Source organism: Mycobacterium sp., assembly GCF_008709575.1.
Classification (GTDB): domain Bacteria; phylum Actinomycetota; class Actinomycetes; order Mycobacteriales; family Mycobacteriaceae; genus Mycobacterium.
On sequence record NZ_VYIK01000009.1, the window covers coordinates 1 to 18,660 of the forward strand.

Genomic DNA, 18,660 nt, shown 5'->3' on the forward strand with positions numbered 1-18,660 from the left:
GCGGGGTGGCGGTGGCCCCCGCCGGTGTTCCCGATGCTGGTGATGTCTTCGTCACCAACTCCGGAAGCGACACGGTGTCGGTGATCGGCTACAACACTGCCCATGACACGTTCAGTGTTGTTGACACCATCACCGTCACCGCCCCCACCGGGGTGGCGGTGGCCCCCGCCGGTGTCCCCGATGCCGGTGATGTCTTCGTCACCAACGACGTCTCAAGCGGCACGGTGTCGGTGATCAATCCCTCCACCGAGCAAGTCTTTGACACCATCACCGTCGGATCTTCTCATGGCTTTGAAAACGAGCCCCAGCTAGCGGTGATCCCCGCGGGTTTCACCGGCGCCGGCGATGTCTATGTCGCCAACATGGACAGCGGCACGGTATCCGTACTCGGCGCGGGGCTGCCGCAGTAGGGGTGAAGCAGAAATCGCCCGCAGACTGGTCACCGCCGCCACCGACGCGCGGTCACGGGCGACGCTGCGCCGGGCCCTATGCCCATCCCCGCTCCGGGGCGGCGGTGGAGTCGCGGGCGCGCCTGTTTCCACGCGGACCGGCGGGCTTCATCGGGCTACATGATCAGCGGTGCCGCACTCGGTATCGTGATGCGCCGATCCGGCACCGCGACCACGCCGCACCTCGACGTTGCGGTGGTGCCACAAACAGCAGCCAATGGGCCCGGCGAGTGCGAGCGCTGCAGCCACACCGAGCGGAGCGCATGACCACTCGACCGCCCCGCCGCTGCCAACAATGCCGTCAAGGATTGAAATCAGTGAGGCCGAATCGGCCATCTCAATAATCCTGTCGGAACCCCATGCCGCCTAACCGGGACTGGCCGGCGCATCCGGCGGCGAGTACCGTGATCACCGCGGACGAGTTGGCCGGGCGGCCGCGGCTCGCGCGGTTCGCCGGCGAGTCGAGGAAAGTCCGGACTTCACAGAGCAGGGTGATTGCTAACGGCAATCCGAGGTGACTCGCGGGAAAGTGCCACAGAAAACAGACCGCCACCGCTGCGGTGGTAAGGGTGAAACGGTGCGGTAAGAGCGCACCAGCATTCCGGGTGACCGGAATGGCTTGGCAAACCCCACCCGAAGCAAGGCCAAGAAGGCCGCACCGCGGTGCGGCCGCGCAGGCGTCCGAGGGTTGCTCGCCCGAGCCTGCGGGTAGGCCGCTTGAGGCACCCGGTGACGGTGTGTCCAGATGGATGGTCGCCGCCGCGCCGTCGGCAGTGACGGCGCGGAACAGAATCCGGCTTACAGGCCAACTCGCCCGCGCCAGCGGAAGGTGCGGCTCAGTGCCGGACCTTCCGAGCCGCCTTGTCGAGCTTGCGCATGGCCGCATCGAGCTGCTCACGGCAGTGTTGGGCCAGGTCGGCCTCTTGTTGGTAGAGCAGACCGTAGGTGAAGGTGTCCTCCCCGGCGGCGTGGGCGGCATCGGCCTGCCGAAGCAGGTGCTCGCGGCTGACCACACTGTCCTGATGGTCACCGAGCAACGTCTGGATGGTCTTGGCCTGCTCGGCCAGCTTCGTCGCACCGGTGGCCGCCGCGGCGTAGCGCAGTCGCTTGGCGCTGATGCGCGTCCGGTGCAGCGCCTTGTCGCGGTCGGCTTCGGCGGCCCGGGCGGCGGCCTTGGCCGCTTTGCGCACGCGCTGGTAGGCAGCGTCGAGGTCGACCGGCGTCGATTCAGGGTTGTGCCGAGACGGGGAGCTGGCCACTACGGCATCCAACGCGTCGAGCAGCCGGAAGTAGCGTTGCGAACGCAGCGCGGCCAGTGCTCGTTGCAGCCCTGTCCGGTACCGCCGTCGCGCCCCGTCGACCAGGCGTTTGCGGACCGGGCCGCGCACCAGTTCCGGGGGCAGCCGATCCAGGGCCTGCTGGTAGCGCATCCCCAGCACCTCGGCGTCTCGGGCAACACCGAGCACCGCGGCCAGCTCGCGGAGCTCGTCGAGGATCCAGGTCTGGTCGGACAGGCCGAAGGCATCCGGCGCGACCCGCAGCAGGCTGCGGATCTTGCGGGTGGTCACCCGCATCTGGTGGACCGCGTCGTCTGCGTCGGCCCGCACCGCCCGATCCCACACCAGCAGCTCGTCGATCTGCTCGACCACCGCCCGGTGCAGCGGGTCGGCCGACCGGTCCGGTGGGTGCGGCGGCGCGGTTTCTCCGAGCGCCCGCGCCAGCTTGGAGGCATGCCGGGACGGCGTGGCTCCGGCGTCGATCAGCCGGTTGCTCAGCCGGTCCAGCAACTCGGTGTTGCCGGCCGCGTCGGGCCCGACGAGTTCGAGTTCCCACTCCCGCCATCGCTGGGTCTCCTCGGCGTCGGCCAGGCGCGCACAGACCTCGTCGTCGCAGAACTCGGCCAGCACCGCACCGTCTTGGCCGCACAGCAGGTGGACGTCGCGGTTGGTGGTGATCTGTGCGACCGGTCGCAGCGGGCGATCGCGCACGATCGCCGCCACCACGTCCCGCAGCGCGTCGGGCACCGGGTCGCGGTCGGCGTCCTCCGCGCCCAGCGGGGTCCGAATCTCGGTGCGGGCGTCAGGCCCTGCGGGCAACTTCAGGTGCCATCCGGCATCGGAGCCGCCGCTGCGGCGACGCAACGTGATGCGGTTGGCGGCCAGATCGCGCCCCGGGGTATCGACGTACACCGCATGCAGCGTCTGCGTCGGTTGCTTTTCGATGCGGGTGATGGCGGCAAGTCCGGCAAAGGACGGGGACAGTGTGGACTCGTCGACGTCGAATTTGCGCTCGACTTCCCTGTGGCGCGTGGTATCCGCAGCCTTGGCAGCCCGGGCAGCCATAGACGTCCTCCGTCGTCGGGATCGGCGCCAAGCGTGCCATATTCGGCCGCCGCGGCGTGCGACAAGGTTGTCGGTCGGCGCCGCGCGGGGCGGGCCGGGAACTCGGCGCTAGAAGCAGTGCTCGTCGGCAGGAAACGTTCCGTTGGCCACTTCTGCTGCGTACTGCGTTGCGGCGCGGTGTAACTCGCCGGCGACGTCGCCGAACCGCTTGACAAAACGGGCGGTCTTGCCGTTGGTCAGGCCGGCCATGTCTTGCCAGACCAGCACTTGGGCGTCGCAGTTGGGGCCCGCGCCGATGCCGATGGTGGGGATGGTCAGCTTGCCGGTTATCTGGGTGGCCAACTCGGCCGGCACCATCTCCAGCACCACCGCAAAGGCACCTGCCTCGGCCACGGCGATCGCGTCGGCGACGACCTGTTCGGCGGCATCGCCGCGGCCTTGCACCCGGAAGCCTCCGAAGCTGTTGACGCTTTGTGGGGTGAACCCGATGTGCGCCATCACCGGGATCCCGGCAGCGGTCAGGGCGGCGATCTGCTCGGTTACCCGCGCGCCGCCCTCGAGCTTCACCGCGTGCGCGCCGCCCTCCTTCAGGAACCGGGTGGCGCTGGCCAACGCGGCGATTGCGCCCGTCTCGTAGCTGCCGAACGGCAGGTCGGCGACGACGAGAGCGTGTGGCGCGCCTCGAACGACCCCCCGAACCAGCGGAATCAGCTCGTCGATGCAGACCGGCACAGTGGTGTCGTAGCCGTAGACGACATTGGCGGCCGAGTCGCCGATCAGCAGCACCGGAATACCGGCGTTGTCGAAGATCCGGGCGGTGGAGTAGTCGTAGGCCGTGAGCATGGCCCACTTGTGGCCTTCGGCCTTCATCTTTTGCAGGTGGTGGATGCGGATCTTGGGCCGCGGCGCGTCGGCAGTTGCTATACCTCGTTCTATGCCTTGGCGGGCACCGTAGACGCTCTGCTCAGACATCACTGTCCCTGATGGTGGTGGGGTCGATCCTCGTGGCCCTGCCGGGTCCCCGGGCTCGTCTGACCCTGACCAGTGTGCCAGCTGCGCGAGAGCAGATCCACGCGCAGAGCAGTGGATTTTTTCACAATAAAACCCCGTGCTGCGGTTCGTTCGCTCCCGATGAATGCTCGACATACCATCGGCGCATGCAGCGGCTCAGCGGACTCGACGCCAGTTTTCTCTACCTGGAGACCTCGTCACAGCCATTGCATGTCTGTTCGATCCTGGAGCTGGACACCTCGACGATGCCGGGCAGCTACACCTTCGACCGCCTGCGCGAGGAGTTGGCCATCCGGATCAAGGCGATGCCGCAATTCCGCGAGAAACTGGCCGACAGCCCGCTCAATGTGGACCATCCGGTCTGGGTCGACGACGAGCACTTCGACATCAGCCGCCACCTGCACCGAATTGGGCTGCCGCCACCGGGCGGGCGCCTGGAGCTGTCCGAGATCTGCGGCCACATCGCCGGTCTGCCGCTGGACCGCAGCCGCCCGTTATGGGAGATGTGGGTCATCGAGGGGGTCGGAGGCACCGACGCCCGGGCGGGTGGGCGGCTGGCGGTGCTGACCAAGGTGCATCACGCCTGTGTGGACGGTGTGACCGGCGCGAATCTGATGTCTTCGCTGTGCAGCACCGACATTGACGCACCGCCGCCCGAGCCGGTCGACGGCGTCGGCGGCGCCAACGAGTGGGAGATCGTGGCCACCGGCCTGCTGACATTCGCCGCGCGGCCGCTGCACCTGATGCGTGTTGTGCCGACCACGGTGTCGTCGGTGGTCAAGACGCTGCAGCGGGCAAGCACAGGTCGAACGATGGCGCGCCCGTTCGCCGCGCCCCCGACTCCGTTCAACGCCCGCATCACCGGCCACCGCAACGTCGCCTACACGGAACTGGATCTCGACGACATCAAGAAGGTCAAGAACCACTTCGGTGTCAAGGTCAACGATGTGGTGATGGCGCTGGTGTCGGGGGTGCTCCGCCGGTTTCTGCTGGACCGCGGCGAGCTACCGGACTCGTCGCTGGTGGCCATGGTGCCGGTATCGGTGCACGGTAAATCTGATCGGCCCGGCCGCAACCAGATCTCGGGAATGTTCTCTCGCCTGGAAACCCACATCGCCGACCCGGTCGAACGTCTCAGAGCCATCGCCGAGGCGAATGCGGCTGCCAAAGAACACAGTTACGCGATCGGTGCCACGCTTTTGCAGGACTGGTCGCAGTTCGCCGCCCCGGCAGTGTTCGGGTTGGCGATGCGGGCGTACGCCCGCACGCGGCTGACTCGCAGCCGGCCGGTGTACAACCTGGTGATCTCCAACGTGCCGGGCCCGCAGCTGCCGCTGTATTTGCTGGGCTGCCAGGTCAAGGCGATGTATCCACTCGGTCCGATTTTCCACGGCGCCGGCCTCAACATCACCGTGATGTCGTTGAACGGCAAACTCGACGTCGGACTGATCGCCTGCCCGGAGTTGGTGCCGGACTTGTGGGAGCTTGCCGACGGCTTCGCCGTTGGCTTAGAAGAACTGCTGCGCGTCACCGGCTGAACTCATCGGCGCCGACCCGCTGCGCCCCATGAGGCCCGACTGGGCCGGCGGATGCGACCGCCGCGGATCCTACGGCTACCACGGACCGCTCACGGGCCATGGCAGCATAGGTGAGCATGGGGCCGTCTCGCCGCGACACGATTGCGCGCACGCTGCTGCTGTGGACCTCGATGGCTGCGGTCGTGGTCATGCTGGCAAGTTGTACCCGCGTCGTCGCCGGACGCGCGGTGCTCACCGGACCGAAAATCGGCAGTCCGGTGGAGTGGGGCGAGTGCCACGTCATCACCGACGGTCCGGCGGTGAAACTTCCGGCCGGCGCGCAGTGCGGCAAGATCGCCGTGCCGGTCGACTACAACGACCTCAGCGGGGGCGCGGCGACCTTGGCGATGATCCGGTTCCCGGCGACCGGGCACAAGATCGGTTCGCTGGTCGTCAACCCGGGTGGGCCGGGGGAGTCCGGTGTCGAAGCGGCACTGAGCATGGTGGGTTCGTTGCCGCCGCGGGTGCGCGAGCGGTTCGACCTGGTCGGGTTCGACCCCCGCGGCGTCGCGTCGTCGCGGCCGGCTGTCTGGTGCAACTCCGACACCGAAAACGACAGGTTGCGGGCCGAGCCGCAAGTCGACTACACCCCGGCGGGGGTGGCGCATATCGAGGACGAGACCAAGGCGTACGTCGCCCGCTGTGTCGACAAGATGGGAAAGAAGTTCCTGGCGAACGTCGGAACGGTCAATGTTGCACGGGATCTGGACGCGATCCGCAAGGGGCTGGGCGACGACAAACTGTCCTACCTGGGCTATTCGTACGGTACCCGGATCGGTTCGGCGTATGCCGAGGCCTATCCGCGCAACGTGCGGGCGATGATCCTCGACGGGGCCATCGACCCCAACACCGACCCGATCCAGGCAGACCTGCGGCAAGCCAAGGGATTCCAGGATGCGTTCAACGATTACGCGGCTGACTGCGCCAAGTCGCCGGAATGCCCGCTGGGCACCGACCCGGAGAAAGCCGTCGAGGTCTATCACAGCCTGGTGGACAAGCTGGTCGATCCTGCGGACCCGATGATCGGCAGGCCGGCCAAGACCAAGGATGCGCGCGGGCTGAGCTACAGCGATGCCATCGTCGGCACCATCATGGCGCTGTACTCGCCGGCGCTGTGGCATTATCTGACCACCGGGCTCACCGAACTGAAAAGCGACCACGGCGACGCCCTGTTGCTGCTGGCCGACATGTACATGCGTCGCGACGCCAAGGGGCACTACACCAATGCCAGCGACGCCAGGGTGGCGGTCAATTGCGTCGATCAGCCGCCGATCAAAAGCCACGCCAAGGTCATCGAAGAGGATCGGCTCTCGCGGGAAATCGCGCCGTTTATGAGTTACGGCAAGTTCACCGGTGACGCGCCTTTGGGCACCTGCGCTTTCTGGCCGGTACCGCCGACCAGTGATCCCCATACCATCTCGGCGCCCGGTTTGCCGCCCACTGTGGTGGTCTCGACGACGCACGACCCCGCGACACCGTACGAGGCGGGCGTCGACCTTGCCAAACAGCTGCACGCCGGGCTGCTCACCTTCGACGGGACCCAACACACCGTGGTCTTCCAGGGCAACAGCTGCATCGACGACTATGTGGCCGCGTATCTGGTCAACGGCACTATGCCGCCCACCGGCGCCCGATGTTGAGAGTGCGCCGCGAATAACGAGACCAAGGCGTGACCTGTCGGCCGTGCCGTCGGTGTTCGACCCGTGCGACTATTGAAACCCATGTGGCGCATGAGACGATTGAGCTCAGCGCTGTTGGCACTCGGCCTGGCGTCGACGGCCCTCGTACCAGCCCACGCCAACCCGGAATCCGACAGCGGCCAGGCGCCGGGCCCGGCCGCTGCCCAGCCCGCCTCGGCGCCCGTTCTGACTTGGGGCAGCTGCGGCGGGTTTGTGGCCGACACCGGTGATATCCCCAGCGCCCGCTGTGCCACCGTCGCGGTCCCGATCGACTACGACAACCCCGGCGGCGAACAGGCCCGGCTTGCGCTGATCCGTATCCCGGCAAGCGGCCCGCGGATCGGATCGCTGCTGGTCAACCCGGGAGGGCCCGGTGCTTCGGCGGTCGACCTCGTGGCCGGGCTGGCGCCGGCGCTGGCGGGCAGCGAGGTCACCCGGCGCTTCGACCTGGTCGGGTTCGACCCCCGCGGGGTCGGCCACTCCACCCCGACCCTGCGCTGCCGCACCGACGCCGACTTCGACGCCTGGCGGCGTGAACCGATGGTCGACTACAGCCCGGCCGGTGTGGCGCACGTCGAGCAGCTCAACCGGCAACTGGCGGCCGCCTGCCTCAATCGGATGGGTGCGGCATTCCTGAAGAACGCGGGCACCGCGTCCGTCGCGCGGGACATGGACATGGTCCGTCGGGCGTTGGGCGACGACCAGATCAACTACCTCGGATTCAGCTACGGGACCGAACTGGGCACCGCGTACGCCGAACGGTTTCCCGCCCAGGTGCGGGCGATGGTGCTCGACGGGGCGATCGACCCGAACGTCGGACCGATCGAGGAGAACATCAAGCAGCAGGCCGGCTTCCAGGTGGCGTTCAACGACTACGCGGCCACTTGCGCCCGCGCGCCGGCCTGCCCGCTGGGCACCGATCCGGCCAGGTGGGTCAGCCGATACCACGAACTGGTCGATCCGCTGGTCGCCACTCCGGCGAAAACGGCCGATCCGCGCGGGCTGAGCTACTCAGACGCGATCACCGGAACCATCAACGCCCTCTACACCCCCCAGTACTGGAAGTATCTGACCAGCGGGCTGCTCGGCCTGCAGCGCGGCACCGGTGCCGAAGACCTGCTGGTGCTGGCCGACGACTACTTTGCCCGCGACGAGGACGGCCACTACGACAACTCCCAGGACGCCTTCAACGCGATCCGATGTGTCGACGCCCCGTCGCCGACCAGTCCGGCGGATTGGGTGGAGGCCGACCGGCGCATCCGCGCGGTGGCGCCGTTTCTGAGCTATGGGCAGTTCACCGGGTTCGCCCCCCGCGACCTGTGCGCGCTGTGGCCGGTTCCGGCCACCTCGTCGCCGCATCCGGCGGTGTCGGCGGGCCCCGGCAAGATCGTCGTGGTGTCCACCACGCATGACCCGGCCACGCCGTACCAGGCCGGCGTGGATCTGGCCCGCGAGCTCGGTGCCCCGCTCATCACCTACGAAGGCACTCAGCACACCGCGGTGTTCAACGGGGATCGCTGCGTCGACAGCGCCGTTGTGCGCTTCCTGGTCGATCGCGTGTCGCCGCCCGACAACGTGCGATGTTGAGTCGTGCGGACCCGGTCAGCCGCTGCGGGAACACGAACAGACCACAATCAGAATGCGACCAGAACTAAGCGTTCGGTAACACAGAATTCACTGGCAGTGCATACTGTTCGAGGTATGGACCGACAGAAGGAATTCGTGCTGCGCACGCTGGAGGAACGGGATATCCGTTTCGTCCGGCTGTGGTTTACCGACGTGCTCGGCTACCTCAAGTCGGTCGCCATCGCTCCGGCCGAGCTTGAAGGTGCGTTCGAGGAGGGCATCGGCTTCGACGGGTCCTCGATCGAGGGCTTCGCCCGGGTCTCGGAGGCCGACACCGTCGCGAACCCCGACCCGTCGACCTTCCAGGTGCTGCCGTGGACCACCGATTCGGGCCACCACCACTCGGCCCGGATGTTCTGCGACATCACGATGCCCGACGGCTCGCCGTCGTGGGCGGACCCGCGTCATGTGCTGCGTCGTCAGCTCAGCAAGGCCAACGATCTCGGATTCACCTGTTATGTCCATCCCGAGATCGAGTTCTTCCTGCTGCAACCCGGGCCCGATGACGGGTCGGTTCCGGTCCCGCTCGACGACGCCGGCTACTTCGACCAGGCCGTGCACGACTCCGCCTCCAACTTCCGCCGTCGCGCCATCGAAGCGCTGGAGTTCATGGGCATCTCGGTGGAGTTCAGCCACCATGAGGGTGCACCCGGCCAGCAGGAGATCGACCTGCGGTTCGCCGACGCGTTGTCGATGGCCGACAACGTGATGACCTTCCGCTACCTGATCAAGGAGATCGCCCTGGAGGAGGGGGCGCGGGCGAGTTTCATGCCCAAACCGTTCGGGCAGTACCCGGGCTCGGCGATGCACACCCACATGAGCCTGTTCGAGGGCGACGTCAACGCGTTCCACAGTGCCGACGATCCGCTGCAGCTCTCCGATGTGGCCAAGTCGTTTATCGCCGGGATTTTAGAGCACGCCTGCGAAATCAGCGCGGTCACCAACCAATGGGTCAACTCCTACAAACGGCTGGTGTCCGGCGGCGAAGCGCCCACCGCCGCGTCCTGGGGCGCCGCCAACCGGTCGGCGCTGGTGCGCATACCCATGTACAGCCCGCACAAGACCTCCTCGCGGCGCATCGAAATCCGCAGCCCCGACTCCGCGTGCAATCCGTACCTGACGTTCGCGGTGCTGCTGGCAGCCGGGTTGCGCGGAGTGCAGAAGGGTTACACGTTGGGCCCGCAGGCCGAAGACAACGTGTGGGACCTCACCGCCGAGGAGCGCCGGGCGATGGGCTACAAGGAGCTGCCCGCCAACCTAGACGGTGCTCTGCGCGCCATGGAGAATTCCGAACTGGTCGCAGAAGCATTGGGGGAGCACGTTTTCGACTTCTTCATACGCAACAAGCGCAGAGAGTGGGCGAACTACCGCAGCCATGTCACTCCCTACGAACTCAAGACCTATCTCTCGCTGTAACCGCATCCGGTAGCCGGCGGATCCCGGGGCCACCTGCGCTACCGTCGTGGGCGTGAGCCAACCCGTCACGCGGCGTCCAAAGCTGCCCGGCGTGGGCCGGCTCGGGCTGGTCGACCCGCGGGCAAGCGCCTACCTGGCGCAACTCGGCTGGGATACCGACGCCCACGTCGACCTGTTGTGGTCGCTGTCGCGGGCGCCGGATGCCGACGCCGCGCTGAAAGCCTTGGTCCGACTGGCCGAGGCGCTCGGCGCCGGGTGGGACGAGCTGCACGCCGGGTTGCTGACCGACTCCGGCCTGCGGGGTCGACTGCTGGCAGTGCTGGGATCCTCGTTGGCCCTGGGCGACCATCTGGTCGCCCACCCGCAGTCATGGCGGCTGCTGCGGGGTAGTCAGGGCATGGTGACCTTGCCGTCGGCCGAACAGCTGCGTCGCACGTTCATCGACTGCGTCAACGACATGTCAACCCCGCCGGACGTGGCGCGGCTGCGCGCACTGTACCGCGACCATCTGCTGGTGCTGGCCGCTCTGGACCTGGCGCCGGCCGTCGAGGACGAGCCGGTGCTGCCGTTCACCTCGGTCGGCGCTCACCTGGCCGACATCGCCGACGCCGCGCTGGCGGCAGCGCTGGCCGCCGCGGAAAAGATCGTCTGTGGCGGCAAGACACCGCCTCGGCTGGCCGTCATCGCCATGGGTAAATGCGGAGCCCGGGAATTGAACTACGCCAGCGACGTCGACGTCATCTTCGTCGGTGAGCGCGCCGATCCGATGACCACCCGGGTGGCCGGCGAGCTGATGCGGCTGGCCTCGGAGGCCTTCTTCGAGGTGGACGCTGCGCTGCGGCCGGAGGGGCGACACGGCGAGCTGGTGCGCACTGTCGCGTCCCATCTCGCCTATTACCAGCGCTGGGCTAAAACCTGGGAGTTTCAAGCGCTTCTCAAGGCGCGGCCCGCAGCCGGCGACCCCGCGCTGGGCGAGCAGTACATGACCGCGTTGATGCCACTGGTATGGACGGCGTGCGAGCGCGACGACTTCGTCGCCGAGGTTCAGGCCATGCGGCAGCGAGTGTTAGAGCTGGTGCCGGCCGAGGTCCGCAGCCGCGAGATCAAACTCGGCACCGGCGGGCTGCGCGACGTGGAGTTCGCGGTGCAACTGCTGCAGTTGGTGCACGGCCGCGGCGACGAATCGCTGCACGTGGCGTCGACAGTGGATGCGCTGGCCGCGCTGGGCAACGGCGGCTACATCGGGCGCGACGATGCCGCGAACCTGACCGCCTCCTACGAGTTCCTGCGGCTGCTCGAGCACCGCCTGCAGCTGCAGCGGCTCAAGCGCACGCATCTGCTGCCGGCTCCCGACGACGACGAAGCGTTGCGTTGGCTGGCACGCGCGGCCCACATCGTTCCCGACGGACGTCACGATGCGCTCGGCGTGCTGCGCAAGGAACTCAAACGCCACAATCTGCGGGTGTCCCGGCTGCACGCCAAGCTGTTCTATCAACCGCTGCTGGAATCGATCGGTCCGCCGGGGCTGGAGTTCTCGCACGGCATGACCCCGGCCGCAGCACAACGGCAGCTGGCTGCGCTGGGTTACGAACGGCCGCAGAGTGCGCTGACCCACCTGAGCGCATTGATCAATCAGGGCGGGCGTCGCGGGCGGGTGCAGGCGGTGCTGCTGCCCAAACTGCTGGACTGGCTCTCCGACACCCCCGACCCGGACACCGGGTTGCTGGCCTACCGCCGGCTCAGCGAGGCGATGACCACACAACGCTGGTACCTGTCCACGCTGCGCGACAGCAGTGCGGTGGCCAAGCGGCTCATGCGGGTGCTGGGCACCTCGCGGTTCGTGCCGGAACTACTGATGCGGGCACCCGAGGTCATCCAGCAGTACGGCGACGGGCCGTCGGGACCCAAACTGCTCGACGTCGACCCCGGCGCGGTGGCCGGCGCCCTGGTGGTGTCGGCGGGCCGGCACGCCGATCCGGTTCGGGCCATCGCCTCCGCGCGGAGCCTGCGCCGACGCGAGCTGGCCCGGGTCGGTTCCGCCGACCTGTTGGGAATGCTCGAAGTCACCGCCGTGTGCGAGGCGCTGACCTCGGTGTGGGTGGCGGTGCTGCAGGCTGCGCTGAATGCGGTGATCCGGGCCAACCTGCCCGACTCGGGGTCGGCGCCGGCCCGCATTGCGGTGATCGGGATGGGCCGGCTCGGTGGCGGCGAATTGGGTTACGGGTCCGACGCCGACGTGCTGTTCGTCTGCGAGCCGGCGCACGGTGTGGCGGATTCGGACGCGGTGCGCTGGTCGATATCGGTTGCCGAGCAACTGCGGGCGCTGCTGGGCACGCCCAGCGTCGACCCGCCATTGGAGGTCGATGCCAATTTGCGCCCGGAAGGGCGTAACGGCCCGCTGGTTCGGACGCTGGCGTCCTATCGTGCCTATTACGAAAAATGGGCGCAGCCCTGGGAGATCCAGGCCCTGCTGCGCGCCCACGCGGTGGCCGGGGACCCGGATCTGGGCCAGCGGTTCCTGCTGATGGCCGACAAGACGCGCTATCCCGCCGCCGGGGTGTCGGAGCAGGCGGTGCGCGAAATCCGGCTGCTGAAGGCCCGCGTCGACGCCGAGCGGCTGCCGCGCGGCGCCGACCCCAACACCCACACCAAACTGGGGCGTGGCGGACTGGCCGACATCGAATGGACAGTGCAGCTGCTGCAGTTGCAGCACGCGCACGCGATCGGCGGGCTGCGCAACACCTCGACGCTGCAAACCCTCGATGCCATCGCGGCGGCCGGACTGATGTCGGCCGACGAGGTGGATCTGCTGCGGCAGGCCTGGTTGACGGCGACTCGGGCCCGTAACGCGCTGGTGCTGGTGCGCGGCAAGCCGACCGATCAGCTGCCCGGACCGGGCCGGATGCTCAATGCCGTCGCCGTCGCGGCGGGTTGGCCAAACGCTGACGGTGGCGCATTCCTGGACAACTATCTGCGCGTCACCCGACGCGCCAAAGCTGTGGTGCGCAGGGTCTTCGGCGGTTGATCGAGAGGCAGGTCGGGGTGAAGACAACCTATGAGGCCATGAGCGTCGCGGAGCATGACCGGCTGACGGCGGCGTACGCGCCGTTGACCAATGCCGTCCGCGAGCTCATCGACGCCACGATCCGGACCGAGGTCGACGAGAAGGTCCTGCAGGAGGCGCGCCGCCTGATCGAAGCGGTCACCGACACCTTGCGCAGCCGCCAACGCGACCAACCGCACAGCGTGCGTTACGTGGTCGACGGCCGGCCACTGGCCTGGGGCAATGCCGTGATCGGCCTGCGTAATCCGATCGCGCCACCGCTGGTCATCCACCACGACGCCGGCCGCTGCTTCAGCGAGTTCAGTCTGGGTCTGCCCTACGAGGGCCCGCCGGGATTGGTGCACGGCGGCGTCTGCGCGCTGGTGCTCGACCACATCCTGGGCGAGGCGGCCAGTGAAGGTCTGACCAAGCCGCTGTTCACCGGGACTATCACCGTCAAATATCTGCGCGGGACGCCGTTGGGCAGGCTTCGCGCCGAAGCCGTCATCGAGCGGACCGAAGAGGTCAAAACGTTCGTCCGCGGCCATCTGCGCGACGCCGACGGCATCACCGTCGAAGCGCAGGGTGTCTTCGTCCGACCGGCATGGGCACGAACTGCGGGATAACCGCCCGCATGCTTTCTTTTCCCACCAAAAATGGTTTGAGCAGCGGTTCGCCTACCATCAGTTCATGCGCGGCGCCAAAATCTTGATTACCGGTCCGACCGGTCAGGTCGCCGCTCCGGTGGCCCGGGCCCTCGCTGTCGACAACGAGGTCTGGGGTATCGCCCGGTTCACCGACGCGGCCGCACGTGACGGACTCCAACGAGCGGGAGTGCACTGCGCCACCGTCAACCTGGCCGAGGGCGATTTCGCGGGCTTGCCGTCCGACTTCGACTACGTCGTGAACTTCGCGGTGGCCAAGAGCGGCCGCTGGGACACGGACCTGCGGGCCAACGCGGAGGCGGTCGGCTTACTCATGGCGCAGTGTCGCGGGGCAAAAGCCTTCCTGCACTGCTCCTCGGCGGCCGTCTACGATCCGCCCGGCGACGAACCCCGCGACGAAAGTGCCATTCTGGGCGACAACCACAAGTTTTTGTTCCCCACCTATTCGATCTCCAAGATCGCCGGCGAAGTCGTCGCCCGGTCGATGGCGCGCGTCCTCGGCGTGCCCACCACCATCGCCCGCCTCAACGTCCCGTACGGAGACAACGGCGGGTGGCCCTACTACCACATGGAGATGATGCTGGCCGGCGTGCCGATCCCGGTCCCGCCCGGCGGGCCGGCCCGCTACAACCCGATCCACGAGGACGACATCATCGCCACGATCCCGAAGCTGCTTGCGGCGGCGTCGGTGCCGGCGACCACGGTCAATTGGTGCGGCGAGACGACCGTCAGCCTGCAGCAATGGTGCACTTACCTGGGCTCGCTGGTCGGCAAGGACCCGATATTCCAGGAGAACGAGCAGGCGCTGCGGGGTAATCCCACCGACGTGACCCGGATGCGTGGGCTGGTCGGCGGCACCGCCGTCGACTGGCGCGACGGAATGCGCCGGATGGCGGCCAAGTTCCATCCGGATCTGGTCCGCGCCTGATCGAGCGTGCATCTGCGGGAAACCGTTCCGTCACGCGCCTGGATGGCTTAACGTTGCCGGGGTGGACTCACAGGCAAACCCCGAACTCGTACCGGTCGAGGCACTGCGCTCGGGTGACCCGATCACCGACGTGCAGGGCGGTGGTCAGCATTACGTGGTCCTCGAGTCCAAAGCGATCGGCGACAGCTGCGTCGTCTTGGAGCTCGAGTCGAAAGCCGACGACCGGCTGCGGGTGATCGAGAGATCCTTTCCCACCGGCTACCACATGGGACGGTCGGCGCGGCACCTGTTGTGAGCGCCGGCCCGCACCCCTCGATTCGCCAGGGGTTCACCTGGGGGTTGAGTGGTGGGCGCGATCGCCCTATCGTCTGGCTATGGGACGATCGGTTGATAGGTGCCGTCGATGGTAGCGCCTGTTGAGCGATTGACGACCCTGGACGATCTTCCGCACGCGCGGCTGCGGTCGGCCGCCAGGGATGTCCACGCACTGTTGTGGCCGGGCGCGGCGAATTCCGCCCTGAGCCGCCTGGGTGAGCGAGTTGTCCTGGACGCGCCCCTGTTACCGACGTTGCTGTTCACCAGCTCGGTTGCCGACGCGCGGGCGTTGTTGGCCGACGCCGAAGACGACTTCTCGCTGGGGCAGGTCCTGCGCCGCCTGACCGCCCATGATGTCATCTTCGGCACGGACGGGTTGAGCTTCCTGGAAGGCGCCGAGCATCGCGCCGAGCGCAAAGCGGTATCGCCGCCCTACCACGGGCGGGCTTTGAAGTCCTACGAGGACGCGATTGCCGCCGTGATGCGCAGGCATCTCGACCACTGGCCGGTCGGTTCGCCGATCAGCTTCCTGAAGATCGGTTACCAGCTGTCGGTCGCGGTGATGATGTCCGTGATCTTCGGTGACACCGAGCCCGGGGCGACTGCCGACCTCGAACGCGCGCTGCGCGGGTGGTTCGGGGCGTTGGAAAGCCCCGGGTTTCAGCTCCTGAGCGCCCTAGGGGTGTTCACCGGCGGGCACGCGCTTCCCTACCTGCCGCTGCGGCGGCACGAGAAGGCGGTTGACGCGATTCTTCTCAAGGAGATTGCCAACCGCCGGGCCGGGCGCGGCTACTCCGATCACGGTCTGATCGAGCACGTGCTGAAGACGAACGCCGAAAGCGATCATCCCAAGGAGGACGCCGTGCTGGCGCGGGAGCTGCGCGGAACCGTGCTCGCGGGATATGAGACCACGGCGGTGACGTTGTCGTGGATCGCGGAGTTCGTCAGCCATTCGCCGCGAGTCCTGAGCGAAGTGCAGCGCAGCGTCGACGCGGGCGACGACTCGTACCTGGATGCCGTCATCTACGAAGTGATGCGCCTGCGGCCGGCCGTTCCCGGTACCGCACGACGAGTGTTGCGCGACACGGTGTTCAACGGCTTATGGCTTCCCCGGGGTACGATCGTCGTGATTCCGTTCCTGGCTGTACACGAACGTCCGGACATCTACGACGACCCGCTGGCATTCCGGCCCGAGCGATTCCTGGACGAGCCCCCGGGAACGTACACGTGGCTGCCGTTCGGCGCCGGCGCTCACCGTTGCCTGGGCGCGAAGCTGGCCACCTTCGAGGCCCGCGTGCTGTTTCGGACTCTGCTGCAACACCGATCGTTGGCCGCACTGCCGGGACCGCCGGCCCGGGCACACCCGATTCGTCCGATGTTGATGCCCGTCAACCGAGCCAAGGTGGTCCTCGCGCATCGATGAGGCGCGCCGGATGCTGTCAGCGACCGCTGATCCAGACCATGATCCTGCGCACGGTGTTACCGCCGGCAGACACCGGCGGTCCCGAGTGGTCGCCGGCGATCTCCAAGCCGAACATTATCAACGGGATCGCCGTGATTAACAACAATTTCCGAGGCAGACGCCCGCAACAGTTTTCCGGTACGTTAACGGTATTTCAGCTGTGTGACACGTCAGCAACCGGGCGTGGCAGGACAAGCACCAGTGTCGGTTCCGGTGGCACAACCCGTCCGCGTGGTCAATAATCATCGGCATAAGCGGATTCATTGCCGGCCAGGGGTGGGTTTGATGTCGCACAGCGGAAAACGGTTGCTGAATAACAAAAAATGGTCGCCGGAAGGCTGGATTCCGGGCCGCGTCAGACCGGTGGAATAAAACCCCTTCGGCATGGAGCGCCACATCATCGTCCGCGGTGACGACGCGCTGGCCGACGCGATAGTCGAGGAACTGGCCGGCGTGGGTGCGCGCGTCGTCAGGATCGACTCGGTGGTCGAGCTCGAGGACGCCGGGGTCGCTGAGGCGCTCGCCGTCGTCTGTGCGGGGCCCGATGACGCGAGAAATCTCGAAATCGCCTTGCGGGCACGGCGAGCCAATCCGAATGTGCGGGTCGTGGCAAGGCTGGCGAACGAAGTGCTGAAGGCGGCGGTATCGGTCGGCAACGGCCCGGGTGCGATCCTCGATGTGGCCGACCTGGCAGCGCCGTCGATCGTCGAGGCATGTCTGGCGCTCACCGCGCATCACTTGGAGGTGGCCGGTGTCACGCTGGTCATCGCCGGTGCCGTGGCGCCCCGGGATGCGACGCTGCGCCAGATCTATGGCGATCTGGCGCCGGTGGCGGTGATCCATGGCGAGAATTCGCCTACTCCCGGCGAGGTCGTAGCCTGCCCGGGGCGAGACGAGCGGGTAAGCGCCGGTGACTGGATCGCCGTGATCGGCACCGCCGAAGAATTGTCCGGTCACGGCATCAAAGCCAGACGGCCCAGCGCCACTCGTGCGCGCCGGCCGTGGTTTAGGCGAATGATAGATGCCGGTCACATGGTGCGCCAGGATATCAACCCATTATTCGTGCGGGCCTTAGCCGTTGCGCTTTTGCTGTTGGTCGGCTCGACGATTTTTTTGCGTTTCAGCTACCAAAGGCCGGGCATGGCGTGGGTCGACGCGCTGTATTTTGCGTCCGAGACGATCGCGACGGTGGGCTATGGCGACTTCAGCTTCGTCCAGCAACCCACGTGGCTGCGATTGTTCGCCGTGATGCTCATGTTCGCAGGTGTAACGACGACCGCGATACTCGTCGCTTTCGTCGCCGACATGCTGTTGTCGCGGCGCATCGCCTTCTCGGCCGGTCGCAGGCGGGCACGCCATTTGCGCAACCACATCATCGTCGTGGGGCTGGGCTCGTTCGGTATTCGCGTCGTCACCGACCTGAGTACCGCCGGCTACGAGGTCGCGGTGATCGAGCGTGACGAGGGCAACCGCTTTTTGACAGCCGCAGCCGAACTCGGTGTGCCGGTGATATTCGGGGACGCGACGCTGCGTCAGACGCTGGCCCTGGCCGGGCTCCAGCACGCCCGCGCGGTGGCCGTGCTGACCAATGACGACATGGTCAACATCGAGACCGGCATCGTGCTGCGCGAGATGCTCGGTCCCCGAGTGATGCCCGAGGTCAACCGGTTGGCCGACGTTCCGATCGTGCTGCGGGTCTACGACCGGGTGCTGGGCTCCGTGGTGGCGCAGCGGTTCGGATTCGACTCGGTGCGGTCCACGGTCGATCTGGCCGTGCCGTGGTTCATCGGCGCGGCGATGGGTCTGCAGGTGTTGCAGACCTTTTCGGTTGGGCAACGTTCATTCATGGTCGGTGGCATGCATGTCGGTGCGGGCAGCGAACTTGACGGACTGCCGATGCTCGAGTTGTCCACCAAAACTCGAGTCGTCGCCATTGCCCGAGATGACGCGGACCTGACTCTGCATCCGCGCCGCGCCACCCGGTTACGCGGCGGTGACACCGTCTATCTCGTCGGTCCTTACCATGAGCTGCTTGTGACGCTGCGCAAGGGGCAGACCTACGTCCGAGCGTCCGGACAAGACCCTCAAGAGCGTGCCGATCGGCTCCGCGAGCCGAGTTCGGGGTGATCGGATTTCTCCGAGCCGGC

Annotated in this window: 13 protein-coding genes, 1 other RNA gene and 1 pseudogene; 13 read left to right on the plus strand and 2 right to left on the minus strand. The window is 67.2% G+C overall.

The features are described 5' to 3' along the window. From F6Q13_RS03230 to rnpB, 3 genes and pseudogenes are all read left to right on the plus strand, one after another. Positions 1 to 410: YncE family protein (locus tag F6Q13_RS03230; RefSeq protein ID WP_367140955.1), on the plus strand; the 410-nt coding region annotated here is incomplete at its 5' end. A gap of 7 nt (positions 411 to 417) precedes the next feature. Continuing rightward, a pseudogene (locus tag F6Q13_RS03235) lies at positions 418 to 710 on the plus strand (HNH endonuclease); the annotation flags it as partial. A gap of 157 nt (positions 711 to 867) precedes the next feature. Continuing rightward, positions 868 to 1,266, plus strand: an RNA gene (gene rnpB, locus F6Q13_RS03240) — RNase P RNA component class A. A gap of 19 nt (positions 1,267 to 1,285) precedes the next feature. Here rnpB and F6Q13_RS03245 read toward each other — a convergent pair. Together F6Q13_RS03245 and panB are read right to left on the minus strand one after the other, a co-directional pair. Next, positions 1,286 to 2,791 (minus strand): CYTH and CHAD domain-containing protein, encoded by a 1,506-nt coding sequence (locus tag F6Q13_RS03245; RefSeq protein WP_293052163.1) that lies wholly within the window; start codon positions 2,789 to 2,791, stop codon positions 1,286 to 1,288. Between the two features lie 108 nt (positions 2,792 to 2,899). Next, a complete protein-coding gene (gene panB / locus F6Q13_RS03250) occupies positions 2,900 to 3,763 on the minus strand; it encodes a 3-methyl-2-oxobutanoate hydroxymethyltransferase (protein ID WP_293052166.1) in 864 nt (287 codons plus the stop codon). A gap of 185 nt (positions 3,764 to 3,948) precedes the next feature. Here panB and F6Q13_RS03255 point away from each other — a divergent pair, with 185 nt between their 5' ends. The 10 genes from F6Q13_RS03255 (at position 3,949) to F6Q13_RS03300 (ending at position 18,640) form a co-directional block, all read left to right on the plus strand. After that, complete coding sequence (locus tag F6Q13_RS03255; protein ID WP_293052168.1) at positions 3,949 to 5,340, plus strand: wax ester/triacylglycerol synthase family O-acyltransferase; 1,392 nt, start codon at positions 3,949 to 3,951, stop codon at positions 5,338 to 5,340. 116 nt (positions 5,341 to 5,456) lie between these two features. Further along, the gene (locus F6Q13_RS03260) at positions 5,457 to 7,019 is read left to right on the plus strand and encodes an alpha/beta hydrolase (RefSeq protein WP_293052299.1); all 1,563 of its coding nucleotides are present in this window, start codon (positions 5,457 to 5,459) and stop codon (positions 7,017 to 7,019) included. Positions 7,020 to 7,091: 72 nt separating this feature from the next. Continuing rightward, positions 7,092 to 8,645: an alpha/beta hydrolase gene (locus F6Q13_RS03265; protein WP_293052302.1), complete on the plus strand. Its 1,554-nt coding sequence runs from the start codon at positions 7,092 to 7,094 to the stop codon at positions 8,643 to 8,645. A 114-nt stretch (positions 8,646 to 8,759) separates the two neighbouring features. Next, a complete protein-coding gene (glnA, locus tag F6Q13_RS03270; protein ID WP_293052171.1) occupies positions 8,760 to 10,100 on the plus strand; it encodes a type I glutamate--ammonia ligase in 1,341 nt (446 codons plus the stop codon). A 46-nt stretch (positions 10,101 to 10,146) separates the two neighbouring features. Continuing rightward, positions 10,147 to 13,125, plus strand: a complete 2,979-nt coding sequence (locus F6Q13_RS03275; protein WP_293052173.1) for a bifunctional [glutamine synthetase] adenylyltransferase/[glutamine synthetase]-adenylyl-L-tyrosine phosphorylase — start codon at positions 10,147 to 10,149, stop codon at positions 13,123 to 13,125. 38 nt (positions 13,126 to 13,163) lie between these two features. Beyond that, positions 13,164 to 13,769: a PaaI family thioesterase gene (locus tag F6Q13_RS03280; protein ID WP_293052305.1), complete on the plus strand. Its 606-nt coding sequence runs from the start codon at positions 13,164 to 13,166 to the stop codon at positions 13,767 to 13,769. A 64-nt stretch (positions 13,770 to 13,833) separates the two neighbouring features. Continuing rightward, positions 13,834 to 14,736: an NAD(P)-dependent oxidoreductase gene (locus F6Q13_RS03285; protein ID WP_293052175.1), complete on the plus strand. Its 903-nt coding sequence runs from the start codon at positions 13,834 to 13,836 to the stop codon at positions 14,734 to 14,736. A 61-nt stretch (positions 14,737 to 14,797) separates the two neighbouring features. Continuing rightward, positions 14,798 to 15,031, plus strand: a complete 234-nt coding sequence (locus F6Q13_RS03290) for a hypothetical protein (protein ID WP_293052177.1) — start codon at positions 14,798 to 14,800, stop codon at positions 15,029 to 15,031. A 108-nt stretch (positions 15,032 to 15,139) separates the two neighbouring features. Next, complete coding sequence (locus tag F6Q13_RS03295; RefSeq protein ID WP_293052180.1) at positions 15,140 to 16,474, plus strand: cytochrome P450; 1,335 nt, start codon at positions 15,140 to 15,142, stop codon at positions 16,472 to 16,474. A gap of 423 nt (positions 16,475 to 16,897) precedes the next feature. Continuing rightward, positions 16,898 to 18,640: an NAD-binding protein gene (locus tag F6Q13_RS03300; RefSeq protein WP_293052182.1), complete on the plus strand. Its 1,743-nt coding sequence runs from the start codon at positions 16,898 to 16,900 to the stop codon at positions 18,638 to 18,640. Positions 18,641 to 18,660 lie beyond the last annotated feature (20 nt).